Source organism: Burkholderia sp. CpTa8-5 (assembly GCF_017815045.1).
GTDB lineage: Bacteria > Pseudomonadota > Gammaproteobacteria > Burkholderiales > Burkholderiaceae > Burkholderia > Burkholderia sola.
On the sequence record NZ_JAGIQD010000022.1, the window covers coordinates 1 to 14,247 of the forward strand.

A 14,247-nucleotide genomic window follows, 5' to 3' on the forward strand; every position below is an offset into this window, starting at 1 on the left:
GCGGTAGTTCAGTCGGTTAGAATACCGGCCTGTCACGCCGGGGGTCGCGGGTTCGAGTCCCGTCCGCTCCGCCAAACGAACAACAATGCCCGCCTTGTGCGGGCATTGTTGTTTGTGCATTCGGGCGTTGTGCACGCTCGCGGGCGCGTGACTGCCGAGCGGAGGAAGCCGCCTGCGCGGCTTCCGACGGGACTCGAAGGGCTGCGCGTGCACGCGCAGCCGCGGCCTGCGGGATGTAGGCGAGTCCCGTCCGCTCCGCCAGAAAATGAAGAAGCCCGCCTCGCGCGGGCTTTTTCATTTGAATCGTCCATTGTGCCTTCCGCTGACACCCGACACCGCGCGCCGCGCGCCTACGAGAAATTCGCGATTGCATCCGCACGCGACTGCGCTATCGTGGCGGGATGCGTTTCCGACCCCTGCGCGATGCTCGATCCGACCGACCTGCGACTCCTGTATCAGCTCCGACCCGCGGAGCCCGGCGATTTTCCGTATGCCGAAGCGTTGACGCACGGCAACATGGGCGGCTACTACAAGCGTCATGGGCTCGTGTGGCGCAGCGACCTGTTCTATGCGAGCTGGCGCGAATCCGAAAACTTCATCCTCGAAGCCGACGGCGAGCGCATCGGTGTGCTGCGTGTGACCGAGGAGGGCGATTCGCTGCACATCCGCGACGTGCAGATCGCGGCCGGCCATCGCGGGCAGGGCGCCGGTACCTACATGCTCGAGATGTCGCATCGCTGGGCGCGTGCGCGCGGGCTGCACGAACTGCAGTTGCGCGTGTTCGTCGACAATCCTGCCGCGCATCTGTATCTACGCATGGGCTACCGCGTCACCGGGCCGCGGCTCGCGCAACTCGGCTCGATCCGCCACATGGTGCGGCCGGTCTGACGGTCCGGCGCGCGGGAACGAGCGATCAGCGGGCCGCGTCGATCGCGCCGTCGTCGTCCGGCGTTTCGTTTTCCGCGACGTCGCCTTCCGGGCCCCGATGCTCGTAGCCGCGCAGCATGAACGCGCGCGGGCTTTCGCCGAATGCGCGGCGGAACATCGCCGAGAACGCGCTCTGGCTCTGGTAGCCGAGTTCGCGCGCGATGTGCGACAGCGGTCGCCCCTGGTTCAGCAGCGGGATCGCCCGCGCGAGCAGCGCCTGCTGGCGCCACTGCGAAAAGCTCACGCCCAGTTCCTGCTTGAAGAGCCGGGAGATCGTGCGCGTGCTCGCGCCGACCTCGCTCGCCCAGTGTTCGAGCGACTCCGCATGCGCGGGCTGCGCGAGTACCGATTCGCACAGCAGGCGCAGCCGTTTTTCGTCCGGCATCGGCACCGCGAGCGGCAACGGTTCGGCATGACTCAGCTCGTCGAGCACGAGCCCGCACAGCAGGCGCTCGCGCGCGGCGCTCAGGTCGCGCGCGTCGAGTGCGACGATCAGCTCGCGCAGCAGCCCCGTCACCTCGACGACGCGGCATGCATCGAGCCCGCCCGGCACGATCGACTCGTCGATATATAGCGTGCGCAAATAGGCCTCTTCGACGATCACGACTTCGTGCGACACATGCGGCGGCACCCAGATCGCGCGGGACGGCGGCACCATCCAGGTCGTGCCGGTCGTCGCCACGCGCAGCACGCCGCGCGACGCATACGCGAGCTGCGCCCACGCATGCGTGTGCAGCGGAATGCGGCGGCCGGCATCGACCTGCCGCGCGCGCACGCGCATCGGATGGTCGGCGGTCGGCGCGAATTCCGGCGGGATGTCGATGACGTCGTACGGGTTCGATACGTCGGCTTGGGCGGGCGGATTCATGAAAGTTCGGGCGGCGCGGCGGCGATGCCGTTATTTTAGAAGGCGCCGCGCGTGCGCATGCGGCGGTTTTTCGGGCCATCATGCCGGCTTCAAATGAACTTTGTGTGGGCGTCGGCGAATCCGGGGTGGCTGCCCGCAGCCGGTCGCCCGCAGCCGGTCGCCCGCAGCCGGTCGCCCGCAGCCGGTCGCACCGACGGTTCGAACCATCGGGCCGGTATCGCGGTCTATCGATGCGTGCGCCACGTCGCGCCCATCGCGCACCGGTCGCACGCCAACACGGCAACACACGAATCGAAGAGGAGAACCACGATGCGCCACGTATTCGTCTATGGCACCTTGAGAGCCGGACAGGCCAACGACATCGGCCATGCGGCCGCCCGCCACGGCATCGCCGCGCCGACGCTGCTGGGCGCGGCCGCGCTGCCGGGCGAACTGGTCGATTTCGGCACGTATCCGGGCATGATCGCCGGTACGGCCGGCAAGTCGCTGGTGTGGGGCGACGTCTACGAGGTCGACGCGCAGCTCGTCCCGGTGCTCGACGAGATCGAGCGCGTCTATCCGGGCGTCGATTCGCTGTTCAAGCCGGACGAGGTAACGGTCGAGCTCGGCGGCCGGCAGTACGCGTGCCTGTATTATCCGGTCGCCGCGCACGCGGCGGCCGGGCGTCCGCGCATCGCGTCCGGCGATTGGGTTCAGCACCGGCGCGAGCAGGAAGCCGCCTGAGCGTGCCTGCGGGCGGTGGCAGGATTCGCTGCAAAAGAGGAAGCGCCCCGCGGGGCGCTTTTTTCCTGCCGGTGACCCGTCATCGCATGCGACCGCCGACACGGCGTGGCCGTCCGGCGATCGCAGCCGACAGCGTCGTCAAATTTCCTCGTACAGCGGCAGCGTCAGGAATTCGGTGAAGCCTTCCGACGTGGACATCTGCTCGAAGATCGCCGCGGCGCGTTCGTACGGCTGCGTATTGCCGCCGACCGAGCGCTTCACGTTGTCGAGCTCGAGCTTCGCGAATTCGCGCACGAGGTCGGCCGTGACCTTGCGGCCGTCGTCGAGCACGCCCTTCGGCGAGCGGATCCATTGCCACACCTGCGAGCGCGAGATCTCGGCCGTCGCCGCGTCTTCCATCAGGTTGTGGATCGGCACGCAGCCGTTGCCGTCGAGCCATGCGCCGAGGTAGTGGATCCCGACGTTGATATTGTTGCGCAGCCCGGCTTCGGTGATCGGCGCTTCCGGCTGGAAGTCGAGCAGGTTCCTGCCTTCGACCTGCACGTCGTCGCGCTGCTTTGCGATCTGGTTCGGCTGGTCGCCGAGCACCTTGACGAATTCTTCCATCGCGATCGGCACGAGGCCCGGGTGCGCGACCCAGCCGCCGTCGTAGCCGTCGGTCGCGTCGCGCTGCTTGTCCGAGCGCACCCCGCCCATCGCCTTGTCGTTCGCTTCCGGATCGTTCTTGATCGGGATCAGCGCGCTCATCCCGCCGATCGCCGGCGCGTTGCGCTTGTGGCAGGTCTTCAGCAGCAGCAACGCGTACGCGCGCATGAACGGCACTGTCATCGTGATCTTCGAACGCTCGGCCAGGCAGAAGTCGCGGTCGTTCTTGAACTTCTTGATCGCCGAGAAGATGTAGTCCCAGCGGCCGGCGTTCAGGCCCGAGCTGTGTTCGCGCAGTTCGTACAGGATCTCGTCCATCTCGAACGCGGCGAGGATCGTCTCGATCAGCACCGTCGCGCGGATCGTGCCGCGCGGCACGCCGATCGCTTCCTGGGCCGCGACGAAGATGTCGTTCCACAGACGCGCCTCGAGATGGCTTTCCATCTTCGGCAGGTAGAAGTACGGGCCCGAGCCGCGCGCGATCAGTTCCTTCGCGTTGTGGAACAGGAACAGCGCGAAATCGAAGATGCCGCCGGACACGCGCTGGCCGTCGACCGTCACGTGCTTCTCGTCGAGGTGCCAGCCGCGCGGACGCACGATCAGCGTCGCGACCTTGTCGTTCAGCCGGTACGACTTGCCGTTCTGCTCGAGCGAGATCGTGCGGCGCACCGCGTCCTTCAGGTTGATCTGGCCGTCGATCTGGTTCGTCCAGCTCGGCGCGTTCGAATCCTCGAAGTCCGTCATGTACGAATCGGCGCCCGAGTTCAGCGCGTTGATGATCATCTTGCGCTCGACCGGGCCCGTGATTTCGACGCGGCGGCATTGCAGGTCGGTCGGCAGCGGCGCGACCTTCCAGTCGCCTTCGCGGATCGCCTGCGTCTCGGCGAGGAAATCGGGGCGCTCGCCCGCGTCGAGGCGTTTCGTGCGCTCGACGCGCGCCTGCAGCAGCGTCTGGCGGCGCGATTCGAACGTGCGATGCAGCGACGCGACGAGTGCCAGCGCGTCGGGCGTCAGGATCGCTTCGTAACCCGGCTTGATTTCGCCGGTGATCGTCATGCCTTGCGGCAGCGTGATCGGGGTGCTCATGAGTTTCATCTCCTTGGTCGGTCAGTTGCGGTTTCGGTGAAAGGGGAAGGCGGCAGCGCTGCGAAACGTCATGCACCCGGGCCGGGGCGCGTGCGGTTTGCGGGTCTGCCGGACGGAGCCGGGGCGGGGGGGGGGGCGAGGAACGCGAGCAGGTCGGCCATGCCGGTGCCCGTGCCGTCGGGCGGCGCGCCGAGTTCCTCGGCGGGCGCGCCCGTGCGGTTGAGCCAGAACGTCGTGTAGCCGAACCAGGTGGCGCCCGCGACGTCCCACGCGTTCGACGACACGAACACGATGCCGCGCGGGTTCGCGCCGAACGCGGCGGTGCCGAGCGCATACGCGGCCGGGCTCGGCTTGTACGCGCGCACGGTGTCGGCCGACAGCACGCGATCGAACAGGCCGGTCATGCCCGCGCTCTTGATCGCGATGTCGAGCATCTGCGGGGTGCCGTTCGACAGGATCGCGAGCGGCGGGCGCGGGTCGAGCGCGCGCAGTTGGCGCAGCGCGGGCACCGTGTCGGGATAGGTGGACAGGCACGCGTATTCGTCCATCAGCCGTTTCTCGGCCGCACTGTTCAGCGCGAGCCCGAGCCGGCGCGCGGCGAACCGCAGCGCGTCGAGCGTGATGTCCCGAAACGGGCGATAGTGCGCGCCGGCCGGATCGGCGAGCGTGCGCAGCTGCGAGTATTCGATCTGCTTGCGCCGCCACAGCTGCGACAACCGTTCCCCGTGTCCGGGAAACATCTGCTCAGCCGCGGCCAGCACGGCACGCACGTCGAACAACGTGCCGAATGCGTCGAAGAGGATGGCGTCGGGGGAGGAGAGTGTCGTTGTGGCCGACATAGCCTTGCGCTCCAGTTTCAGAGGTCGGGTCGATTCTATTCGTGATATAAGCTGCTAAAAAAGACGCTAAACATCACTTGATCTTTTACTTTCATATACCTAATCTTGTGCGGCTCAAGCTATTTGAGGGACGGCGAGGCCGTCCTATCGACGGAGTCATGGACCGGTTCAAACAGATCGAAACGTTCGCCGCGGTCGCGGCCAAAGGCAGCCTGTCGGCGGCCGCGCACGCGGAAGGCGTCGCGCCGGCGATCATCGGCCGCCGCCTCGACGCACTCGAGGAGCGGCTCGGCGTGAAGCTGCTGGTGCGCACGACGCGCAAGCTCACGCTGACGTTCGAGGGGTCGGCGTTCCTCGAGGATTGCCAGCGCATCATCAACGAGATGCAGAACGCGGAAGCGAGCGTGTCCGCCGGCGGCGTCAAGGCGAGCGGCCATCTGCGGCTCTCCGCGCCGGCCGGCTTCGGCCGGCGGCACGTCGCGCCGCTCGTGCCCGAATTCAGCGGCGCGCATCCGGACGTGTCGGTCACGCTCGACCTGTCCGACCGGATGGTGGACCTCGTCAACGAGGGGTTCGATTGCGCGGTGCGGCTCGGCGAGCTGCCCGATTCGTCGCTCGTGTCGCTGAAGCTCGGCGAGAACCGCCGCGTGTGCGTCGCGTCGCCCGCGTATCTCGCACGGCGCGGCACGCCGGCCACGCTCGCGGAACTGGCGCGGCACAACTGCCTCGCGCTCGCGGCGAATGCGAACCAGCAGCGCGGCTGGGCGTTCCAGGAAGGCGACAAGGTCGTGTCGATCCGCGTGAACGGCACGATGGAATGCTCGGACGGCGCGGTGCTGCACGAATGGTGCCTCGCCGGCCACGGCCTCGCGTGGCGCTCGTGGTGGGAAGTCGGCGAGGACGTCGCGGCCGGCCGGCTCGTCAGCGTGCTCGATGCGTTCGCCGCGCCGCCGATCGGCATTCACGCGGTGTTTCCGCAGCGCCGACATCTGCCGCTGCGCGTGCGCCTGTTTCTCGATTACCTGAAGCACACGTACGAGCGGCCCGGCTATTGGGGCGAGTAGGCGCCGCGCACCCGCGTGTTTCCGATATGAGGGCGAACCCGCTGGCGGTGCGGCTTGCGCGGTTTCACCCACTACAATCGTAAGAGGCATGCACGCGGTGTCGCGGCCGGCTCGGCCGGAGCCGGGGCGCGCGGCGTGCGATTGACGAAGGAGGGCGCGATGTTCCGGCACATCCTCGTTCCAACCGACGGTTCCGAACTGTCGCAAAAGGCGATCGACGGCGCGATCGACTTGGCGCGCGCGGTCGGCGCGCAGGTTACGGCCTATGCGTGCCTGCCGCAATACCCGTACTCGCCGTTTTCCGAAGTGATCATCGAGCCGCCCGCCGATTTCCGCGCGCGCAGCGAGCGCGAGGCGCGCGCGCATCTCGACGAGGTGGAAGCGGCCGCGAAGGCGGCCGGGGTCGCGTGCGACACGTGGACGAGCGTGCATCCGTCGCCGTATCTCGGCATCATCGAGGCGGCCGAACGCGGCGGGTGTGACGTGATCTTCATGGCGTCCCACGGACGCCGCGGGCTCGGCAGCCTGCTGATCGGCAGCGAGACGCAGCGCGTGCTGACCCATACGAAAATTCCGGTGATCGTCTATCGGTAGGGCAGCGCCGGCCGTGGCGGGGCGGGCTGCGCATCGGAAAAAGGGCGCGCCGGACGAAGCCGGCGCGCAGCGTTGCTGGCGGCCCGCAGGCCGCGCGGCCGGTTGCGCGATGGGATTCGCGCGCCTGCCGTCTCCTCCCTGATTGTTGTTCCGGTGGCCGATGCCGCGGCGTCGCGAGACGCGGCGGGCATCGGCGTAACGCCTGGCGTGTTACGCGACCTTCTTGCCGTCGAAGAACTGTTCGTCCTCGGTCGAGCCGTGCAGCGCGGTCGTCGACGCTTCGCGTTCGACCGTCTGCGTCACCGCGTCGAAGTAGCCGGTGCCGACCTCGCGCTGGTGCTTGACGGCCGTGAAGCCCTTGTCGGCCGCCGCGAACTCGGCCTGCTGCAGTTCGACGAACGCGCTCATCTGCGTGCGGGCATAGCCGTGCGCGAGGTTGAACATCGAGTAGTTCAGCGCATGGAAGCCGGCCAGCGTGATGAACTGGAACTTGTAGCCCATCGCGCCGAGTTCCTTCTGGAACTTGGCGATCGTCGCGTCGTCGAGGTTCTTCTTCCAGTTGAACGACGGCGAGCAGTTGTACGACAGCAGCTTGCCCGGGAACTGCTTGTGGATCGCTTCCGCGAACTTCTTCGCGTACTCGAGATCCGGCTTGCCCGTTTCGCACCAGATCAGGTCCGCGTACGGTGCGTACGCGAGGCCGCGCGAGATCGCCTGCTCGAGGCCCGGCTTCGTGCGGAAGAAGCCTTCCACCGTGCGCTCGCCGGTCAGGAACGGCTTGTCGTTGTCGTCGACGTCGGACGTGATCAGGTCGGCCGCTTCCGCGTCGGTGCGGGCCACCAGCACGGTCGGCGTGCCCATCACGTCGGCCGCGAGACGCGCGGCCGACAGCTTCGCGACGGCTTCGCGCGTCGGCACCAGCACCTTGCCGCCCATGTGGCCACACTTCTTCACCGACGCGAGCTGGTCCTCGAAGTGGACGCCCGCCGCGCCGGCCTCGATCATCGCCTTCATCAGCTCGAACGCGTTGAGCACGCCGCCGAAGCCGGCTTCCGCATCGGCGACGATCGGCGCGAAGAAATCGACGTAGCCTTCGTCGCCCGGGTTCTTGCCTTCCGACCACTGGATCTGGTCGGCGCGCGTGAGCGTGTTGTTGATGCGCTTGACGACGAGCGGCACCGAGTTCGCCGGATACAGCGACTGGTCCGGGTACATTTCGCCCGCGACGTTCGCGTCGCCGGCCACTTGCCAGCCGGACAGGTAGATGGCCTTCAGGCCGGCCTTCACCTGCTGCATCGCCTGGTTGCCGGTCAGCGCGCCGAGGGCGTTGACGAACGGCTCGTTGTTGATGAGGCTCCACAGCTTTTCCGCGCCGCGCTTGGCCAGCGTGTGCTCGATCGGGATCGAGCCGCGCAGGCGGACCACGTCCTCGGCCAAGTAGCTGCGCTTGATGCCCTTCCAGCGCGGATCGGTTTCCCATTGCTGCTGCAGTTCCTGTGCCTGTTGCTGACGCGACATGATGAGCTCCTTGATGCGATGTATGCGTGACGGGCCGAATCTGGCGGTGACGATGCGGTTCGCGAGGCGGGGAAGCGATGCGTTCCCGTTCGCGAGGTCTTGTATAAGAGTCTAGGCAAATCGGCGGGAGCGAAACAGGGGCTGGCTCGGGAAGTGCGGAATTTTTTAATTGTTTTTAATCAACGGGTTGCATTCGTCATTTCGAGATAAGAAATGCGTTTTCCTATCCCGCAATCGCACGGGTTGTGCCGTGCAGCATGATTTTTTACGACGCAAAAAAATTTCCTGCATCGTGAAATTGGCGGTGGGGCGAAAAAAAACCGGCGCGGATGCGCCGGTTGGTTGAATGGGCGAGGTGCCCATCCGTGGGGGCGGCTGCAGGGCCGCCCAGATGCTTACGATGCCGAATTGCTACGGCGCGGGGCGCCGCTGCGCTGGCCGTCGCGACGCGGGCCGCCGTCACGGCTGCCGCCCGGCTTGCCGCTCCAGCCACCGCCATTGCCGCCGCCGTAGCTGCGACCGTTGCCGCTGCTATTGCCGTTGCCGCCATAACCGCCGCCCGGCTTGCCGCCGAAACGACGACCGCCGTTACCACCGCCCGGACGGCCGCGGCCGCCGGTGCCGCCGTTACGCGGGGGCGACTTGCGCGGCTCGAAACCTTCGACCACGTTGACCGGCAGCGGCGAGCGCACGAAGCGTTCGATGCGCTTGAGCGCGCCTTGCTCGGCGTGGTGCACGAGGCTGACCGCCGTGCCCGAACGGCCCGCGCGGCCGGTACGGCCGATACGGTGCACGTAGTCTTCCGCGAACTTCGGCAGGTCGTAGTTGAACACGTGCGTGATGCCCGGGATGTCGATGCCGCGTGCCGCGACGTCGGTCGCCACCAGCACGCGCACGCGGCGCTCGCGCAGCGCACGGATCGTGCGGTTGCGCGCGCCCTGCGGCAGGTCGCCGTGCAGCGCGGCCGATTCGAAGCCTGCGTCGGCGAGACGGCCGGCGAGCTGGTCGGCGTCGATCTTGGTCGCCGTGAAGATGATCGCCTGGTCGAGCGCGTCGTCGCGCAACAGGTGATCGAGCAGGCGATCCTTGTGATCGCGGTCGTCGACGTAGTGGACCGTCTGCGCGATGTTCGTGCGCGACTCGAGGCGCTGCTGGATCTCGATGCGCTCCGGGTCCTTCAGCAGGCGGCCCGTCAGCGAACCGATCTTGCCGTCGAGCGTGGCCGAGAACAGCATCGTCTGGCGCGATTCCGGCGTGGCGGCGACGATCGTTTCGATGTCTTCGATGAAGCCCATGTCGAGCATGCGGTCGGCTTCGTCGAGCACCAGCATCTTCAGTTCGGACAGGTCGATACGGCCGCGCTCGAGGTGATCGAGCAGGCGGCCCGGCGTCGCAACCAGGATTTCCGGGTTCTTCGCGAGCAGCATCAGCTGCTGGCCGTAGGCGACGCCGCCGAGGATGCTGACCGTGCGCAGGCGCTTCAGGTGCTTGCCGTACGTCGAGGCGGCCGTCGTGACCTGCATCGCGAGTTCGCGGGTCGGCGTCAGCACGAGCAGGCCCGGGCGCGCGACGGGTTGCGGGCGGCGCGCGCGGCGGTCGCCCTGGTTCGGGTCGCGCGGCGCGCGCGGCTGCTGCGCCTGCGTCTTCTGGAGCTGCGCGAAACGTTCGATCGCGGGCAGCATGAATGCGGCGGTCTTGCCCGAACCGGTCGGGCTCGACACCAGCAGGTCGCGGCCGGCGATGCCGGCCGGAATCGCGCGCTGCTGGACCGGCGTCGGCTTCACGTAGCCGGCGGCCTGCAGCGCGGAGACGATCTCCGGCGACAACCCGAGCGACGCGAAGCTCGGCTCGTCCGACGCCGGTTCGACCGCGGCCGGTGCGGCGGCGGCGTCGAGACCGAGCGCCTGGTCGGCGATCGCGTTGAGCGGGCTGGAGTTGATGCTCGAAGTCATAACAATCCTTGAAACACAGTGGGTGAAACGTCGGCGCCAATCGCGCATACCCAAGTCGTCGGATTCAGCGAGCAAATCGGGAAACGGGTGCAATCCGCCGAACCGTCGGCGGATGAGGCATTAGAAGCTGTTTTGGGTGCGGCGCGCTTCTGGAGCGGGGCCGCCAGCCTAGTTGACGACCGCAAGGGTCGAAGCAGGAGGGGACAGGTTCTAAACCGGATTGGAGCTTAACGCTACGAGGCGTCGGGCCGGAACGGCTTCGAGCCGAGCGCGGGAGGTGACGCAGGCCGCATTATAAAGAAATTTGCTGCGCTGCGCCACTGATTTGATTGCCTATTGCGGCGAGGGCGGTTTGGTCAGGAAGCCGTGCCGTTTTTCAGCGATTCGACGAGTTCGACGTACTGCTGCTTCGCCGCGTCCGGCGACGTGCCCTTCAGCGCTTCCCAGGCATCGTACTTGTACTTGCCGACGATATCGGTGAAGCCGGGCTTGTCGCCGTGCGCGTCGCCGTCGGTCGCCTGCTTGAAGAGCGCGTACAGGCGCAGCAGGGTCAGATTGCCCGGCCGTTCCGTCAGTTGCTTGACGTCGATCTGGGCCTGGTCGAATTGGGCGGTGAGTTCGCTCATCGGGTGTCTCCGTAAGGGTTTCAGATCGGCCGATCTTAACAAGCGGACCGTCGCGCCGGGTCGAGCGATCCTTCCAAACCGCCGCCGGCGCCGCACGTGCGCACAGATCGGGCCCGATCGCCCGTGGGAGCGGGGCGGCGCATTACAATGTCGGCCATGACGCAAACAGTGCTCCTCGCCATCGATACGTCGACCGAATACTGCTCGGTCGCGCTGCTGCGCTCGGCCCCGGCCGATGACGCCGTTTCCACTCCGCAAACCTGGGTCCGTCACGAACCGACGGGCGCCGTGTCGAGCACGCGCGTGCTGCCGGCGATCCAGGAACTCTTCGCCGAATCCGGGCTGACGCTCGCCGACTGCGACGCGATCGCGTTCGGCGCGGGCCCCGGCTCGTTCACGGGCCTGCGTACCGCGACGGGCATTACCCAGGGCCTCGCGTTCGGCGCCGGGCTGCCGGTCGTGCCGATCGGCACGCTGCTCGCATGCGCCGAGCACGCGCGGCTGCGCGCGCCCGGCACGACCCGCGTGCTCGCCGCGCTCGACGCGCGGATGGACGAAGCCTACTGGGCGGATTTCGAATGGGACGACGGCGCGGGCGACTGGCGCACGCTGCATCCGGCGTCGCTCGACGCACCGGGGACCGTCGGCGTGCCCGACGCGCCGTTTACGCTCGCCGGCAATGCGGCCGCGGCGTTCGGCGCGCAATTGCCGGCCGCCGCGCGGGCGGCCGTGATCGACGGCGATGCGCTGCCGCATGCGCTGGCGGTCGCGCATGCCGCGCTGCGCGCGTTCCGCGCCGGGCGAGCGGTGCCGGCCGACCAGGCCGCACCCGAATACGTGCGCGACAAGGTCGCGCAGACGACGGCCGAGCGCCTCGCTGTACGGGCCGCGCAGACGGGCGGAGCGAAGGGATGACGGGTGTCCTGCTGAGCGACCGCTATCTGGCGCCGATGACGGACGCCGATCTCGACGAGGTCGTCGCAATCGAGCACGTCGCGTACGAATTCCCGTGGAGCCGCGGCAACTTCGAGGATTCGCTGCGCAACGGCTATCTGGGCGTGTGCCTGAGGCACGTGACGGGCTCGCTCGTCGGCTATTGCGTGCTGATGCCCGTGGTCGACGAGATGCATCTGCTGAACCTGTGCGTCGCGCCGGTCGCGCAGCACGCGGGCGCGGGCCTCGCGCTGCTGCGCGAGGCGGTGCGCATTTCGCGTGCGGAAGGGCTCGACGGCATGCTGCTCGAAGTGCGGCCGTCGAATCCGCGCGCGATCCATCTGTACGAGCGCTTCGGCTTCATGACGATCGGCCGGCGCAAGAATTACTATCCGGCGAAGCATCGGAGCCGGGAGGACGCGATCGTGATGCGTCTGACGCTGAACAAGGACGAGGGGGACGCACATGGCGTGGGGTGAAGCGGCGCTCGAGGAACTGGGCCTCGCGCAGATCTGGGTGCGGCGCGGGCAGCGCGCGGACGAAGGCGCGGCAGCCGACGCGCCTGCCGTCGCGCAGACCGCGGCGACCGACGACGGTTCCGCCGTCGCGGCCGATCGGCCGGTGCGGGCAGCGCGTGCACCGGTGCAGGACGATGCGCCGACGGCCGTCGCGCGTGGCGCGGCCGGCGCCTCTGCGGCTCGCGAATCGCGGGTGTCGGCGCACGGTGTCGACGACGGCGGTCGCCCGCCTGCGCAAGCTGCATCGGCGGCATCGCCCGATACGATGGCGCCGAAGGATGATGCGCCGCCGGCAGCGGACGACGATTTCGCCTGGTTCGACGCGGCGCCGCCGGGCGAATCCACGCCCGCGCCGCTCGCCGAATCGCGTCCTGCCGGCACGCCGGTCGCCACGCTCGACTGGGATGCGCTGGCCGCGCGCGTGGCCGACTGCACGCTGTGCCGCTTGTGCGAGAAGCGGGCCAACACCGTGTTCGGCGTCGGCGACCGCGAAGCGGACTGGATGCTGATCGGCGAAGCGCCGGGCGAGAACGAGGACAAGCAGGGCGAGCCGTTCGTCGGCCAGGCCGGCAAGCTGCTCGACAACATGCTGCAGTCGCTGTCGCTCAAGCGCGGCGACAACGTGTACATCGCGAACGTGATCAAGTGCCGGCCGCCCGGCAACCGCAACCCGGAGCCGGACGAGGTCGCGAGTTGCGAGCCGTATCTGCAGCGCCAGGTCGCGCTCGTGAAGCCGAAGCTGATCGTCGCGCTCGGCCGTTTTGCCGCGCAGACGCTGCTGAAGACGGATGCGAGCATCGCATCGCTGCGCGGCCGCGTGCATGCGTACGAGGGCGTGCCGGTGATCGTCACCTACCACCCGGCGTACCTGTTGCGCAGCCTGCAGGACAAGTCGAAGGCGTGGGCCGACCTGTGCCTCGCACGCGATACATTCCAGCGTGCGCAAGGCGCCGACGCGAACGGCCCGGCCGGGTCATGACGACCGGCGCGGCGTGCGCGTTCGTCGATACGCTGCTCGACGCCGCGGTACGCGATCTGGCTTGGCTGCTGGCCAGCCCGAGCCTGCTCACCGCGGTGCCGGGCGCGCCGCTCGCGCGCCCCTGGCCGGATGCGGCGGGCCAAGCGGCCGTCGAAGCGTGGCTCGCCGCGCTCGATGCGCAGCCCGGGCCGCTGCATCGCGCGCTCGACGGGTTTCGGCCCACCCGGCTCGGCCGCTATGCCGAATGCCTGCTCGAATACTTCCTGACGCACGGGCCGTCGCTGCGGCTCGTCGCGGCTAATCTGCCGCTGCGCAGCAACGGCCGCACGCTCGGCGAAGTCGACTTTCTCGTCGATGCGCCGGACGGTCGACGCCTGCACTGGGAACTCGCGGTGAAGTGCTATCTGTGCGCGCCGGTCCGCGACGGCGCGTCGCTCGCCGACTTCGTCGGCCCCAATCTCGTCGACCGGTTCGACCGCAAGCGCAGCCGGCTGCTCGACCACCAGTTGCGGCTCGGCGAACACGACGGCTTCGCCCGGCTCGGCTACGGTGCACCGTCCGACGCGCAGATGTTCATCAAGGGCTGGCTGTTCCATCCGCACGGTGCGCCGGTGCCGCCGGTGTCCGCCGAAATCGCGCCGGATCACCCGCGCGGTTTCTGGCTGACGCATGCGCAGTGGCCGGCGTGGGCGGCCGCGCAGCGTGACGGCGCCGCATGGAGCGTATTGCCGCGGCTGGCGTGGCTGGCGCCGCGGCGTGCCGCCGCCGGCGCGGGGTTCGAGCCCGAGCCGCTGGCGAGCGCACCGGAACTGCCGCCCGTGCTGGCGACGCGCGAGGCGCCCGACCTGATCGGCATCCATGAAAAGGGGAGTGACGGCACGTGGCGCGAGACGGCGCGCGGGTTCGTCGTGCCCGACGACTGGCCGGCGCGCGCGCAGGCGTTCGCCGCGCAGGATCGCTGACGCCGCGTCAGCG

General features: G+C 68.4%; 14 protein-coding genes. 8 read left to right on the plus strand and 6 right to left on the minus strand.

The annotated features are described in order from the left end of the window. The first annotated feature begins 423 nt into the window (after positions 1-423). Positions 424-888 (plus strand): GNAT family N-acetyltransferase, encoded by a 465-nt coding sequence (locus J8I35_RS26295; protein ID WP_069617696.1) that lies wholly within the window; start codon positions 424-426, stop codon positions 886-888. A gap of 25 nt (positions 889-913) precedes the next feature. Here the strand turns inward: J8I35_RS26295 and J8I35_RS26300 are convergent, their stop codons facing one another. Beyond that, the gene (locus tag J8I35_RS26300) at positions 914-1,795 is read right to left on the minus strand and encodes a helix-turn-helix transcriptional regulator (RefSeq protein ID WP_050012934.1); all 882 of its coding nucleotides are present in this window, start codon (positions 1,793-1,795) and stop codon (positions 914-916) included. Between the two features lie 309 nt (positions 1,796-2,104). On the opposite strand from J8I35_RS26300, the gene J8I35_RS26305 reads away from it, so the two are divergent. Further along, positions 2,105-2,518: a gamma-glutamylcyclotransferase family protein gene (locus J8I35_RS26305; protein WP_050012933.1), complete on the plus strand. Its 414-nt coding sequence runs from the start codon at positions 2,105-2,107 to the stop codon at positions 2,516-2,518. A gap of 138 nt (positions 2,519-2,656) precedes the next feature. Here J8I35_RS26305 and aceB read toward each other — a convergent pair whose 3' ends face one another. Both aceB and J8I35_RS26315 read right to left on the minus strand, forming a co-directional pair. After that, on the minus strand, positions 2,657-4,249 hold the full coding sequence (aceB, locus tag J8I35_RS26310; RefSeq protein ID WP_209927736.1) for a malate synthase A: 1,593 nt from the start codon (positions 4,247-4,249) through the stop codon (positions 2,657-2,659). Positions 4,250-4,317: 68 nt separating this feature from the next. Next, complete coding sequence (locus tag J8I35_RS26315) at positions 4,318-5,088, minus strand: haloacid dehalogenase type II (protein ID WP_209927738.1); 771 nt, start codon at positions 5,086-5,088, stop codon at positions 4,318-4,320. Between the two features lie 158 nt (positions 5,089-5,246). Between J8I35_RS26315 and J8I35_RS26320 the strand changes: the two genes are divergently transcribed. Beyond that, positions 5,247-6,152 (plus strand): LysR family transcriptional regulator, encoded by a 906-nt coding sequence (locus J8I35_RS26320; RefSeq protein WP_050012930.1) that lies wholly within the window; start codon positions 5,247-5,249, stop codon positions 6,150-6,152. Between the two features lie 159 nt (positions 6,153-6,311). Continuing rightward, on the plus strand, positions 6,312-6,746 hold the full coding sequence (locus J8I35_RS26325; RefSeq protein WP_050012929.1) for a universal stress protein: 435 nt from the start codon (positions 6,312-6,314) through the stop codon (positions 6,744-6,746). Between the two features lie 210 nt (positions 6,747-6,956). Here the strand turns inward: J8I35_RS26325 and aceA are convergent, their stop codons facing one another. From aceA to J8I35_RS26340, 3 genes are all read right to left on the minus strand, one after another. Beyond that, a complete protein-coding gene (aceA, locus tag J8I35_RS26330; RefSeq protein WP_050012928.1) occupies positions 6,957-8,264 on the minus strand; it encodes an isocitrate lyase in 1,308 nt (435 codons plus the stop codon). A 395-nt stretch (positions 8,265-8,659) separates the two neighbouring features. Continuing rightward, positions 8,660-10,216, minus strand: coding sequence for a DEAD/DEAH box helicase (locus J8I35_RS26335; RefSeq protein ID WP_050012927.1), 1,557 nt, complete (start codon positions 10,214-10,216; stop codon positions 8,660-8,662). A gap of 356 nt (positions 10,217-10,572) precedes the next feature. Further along, entirely contained in the window at positions 10,573-10,842 is a 270-nt protein-coding gene (locus tag J8I35_RS26340; protein WP_050012926.1) for an acyl-CoA-binding protein, read from the minus strand. Between the two features lie 147 nt (positions 10,843-10,989). Here J8I35_RS26340 and tsaB point away from each other — a divergent pair, with 147 nt between their 5' ends. Genes tsaB through J8I35_RS26360 form a run of 4 tightly spaced genes read left to right on the plus strand, consistent with a single transcriptional unit; the run spans position 10,990 to position 14,234 of the window. Then, positions 10,990-11,757, plus strand: a complete 768-nt coding sequence (gene tsaB, locus J8I35_RS26345; protein ID WP_124554717.1) for a tRNA (adenosine(37)-N6)-threonylcarbamoyltransferase complex dimerization subunit type 1 TsaB — start codon at positions 10,990-10,992, stop codon at positions 11,755-11,757. Further along, positions 11,754-12,254, plus strand: a complete 501-nt coding sequence (rimI, locus tag J8I35_RS26350) for a ribosomal protein S18-alanine N-acetyltransferase (protein WP_209927740.1) — start codon at positions 11,754-11,756, stop codon at positions 12,252-12,254. Before tsaB ends, rimI begins: the two co-directional genes overlap by 4 nt. Further along, the gene (locus J8I35_RS26355) at positions 12,241-13,272 is read left to right on the plus strand and encodes a uracil-DNA glycosylase (protein ID WP_209927742.1); all 1,032 of its coding nucleotides are present in this window, start codon (positions 12,241-12,243) and stop codon (positions 13,270-13,272) included. The genes rimI and J8I35_RS26355 overlap by 14 nt, the downstream gene beginning before the upstream one ends. Continuing rightward, complete coding sequence (locus J8I35_RS26360) at positions 13,269-14,234, plus strand: DUF1853 family protein (protein WP_209927744.1); 966 nt, start codon at positions 13,269-13,271, stop codon at positions 14,232-14,234. Before J8I35_RS26355 ends, J8I35_RS26360 begins: the two co-directional genes overlap by 4 nt. The last annotated feature ends 13 nt before the right edge of the window (positions 14,235-14,247 follow it).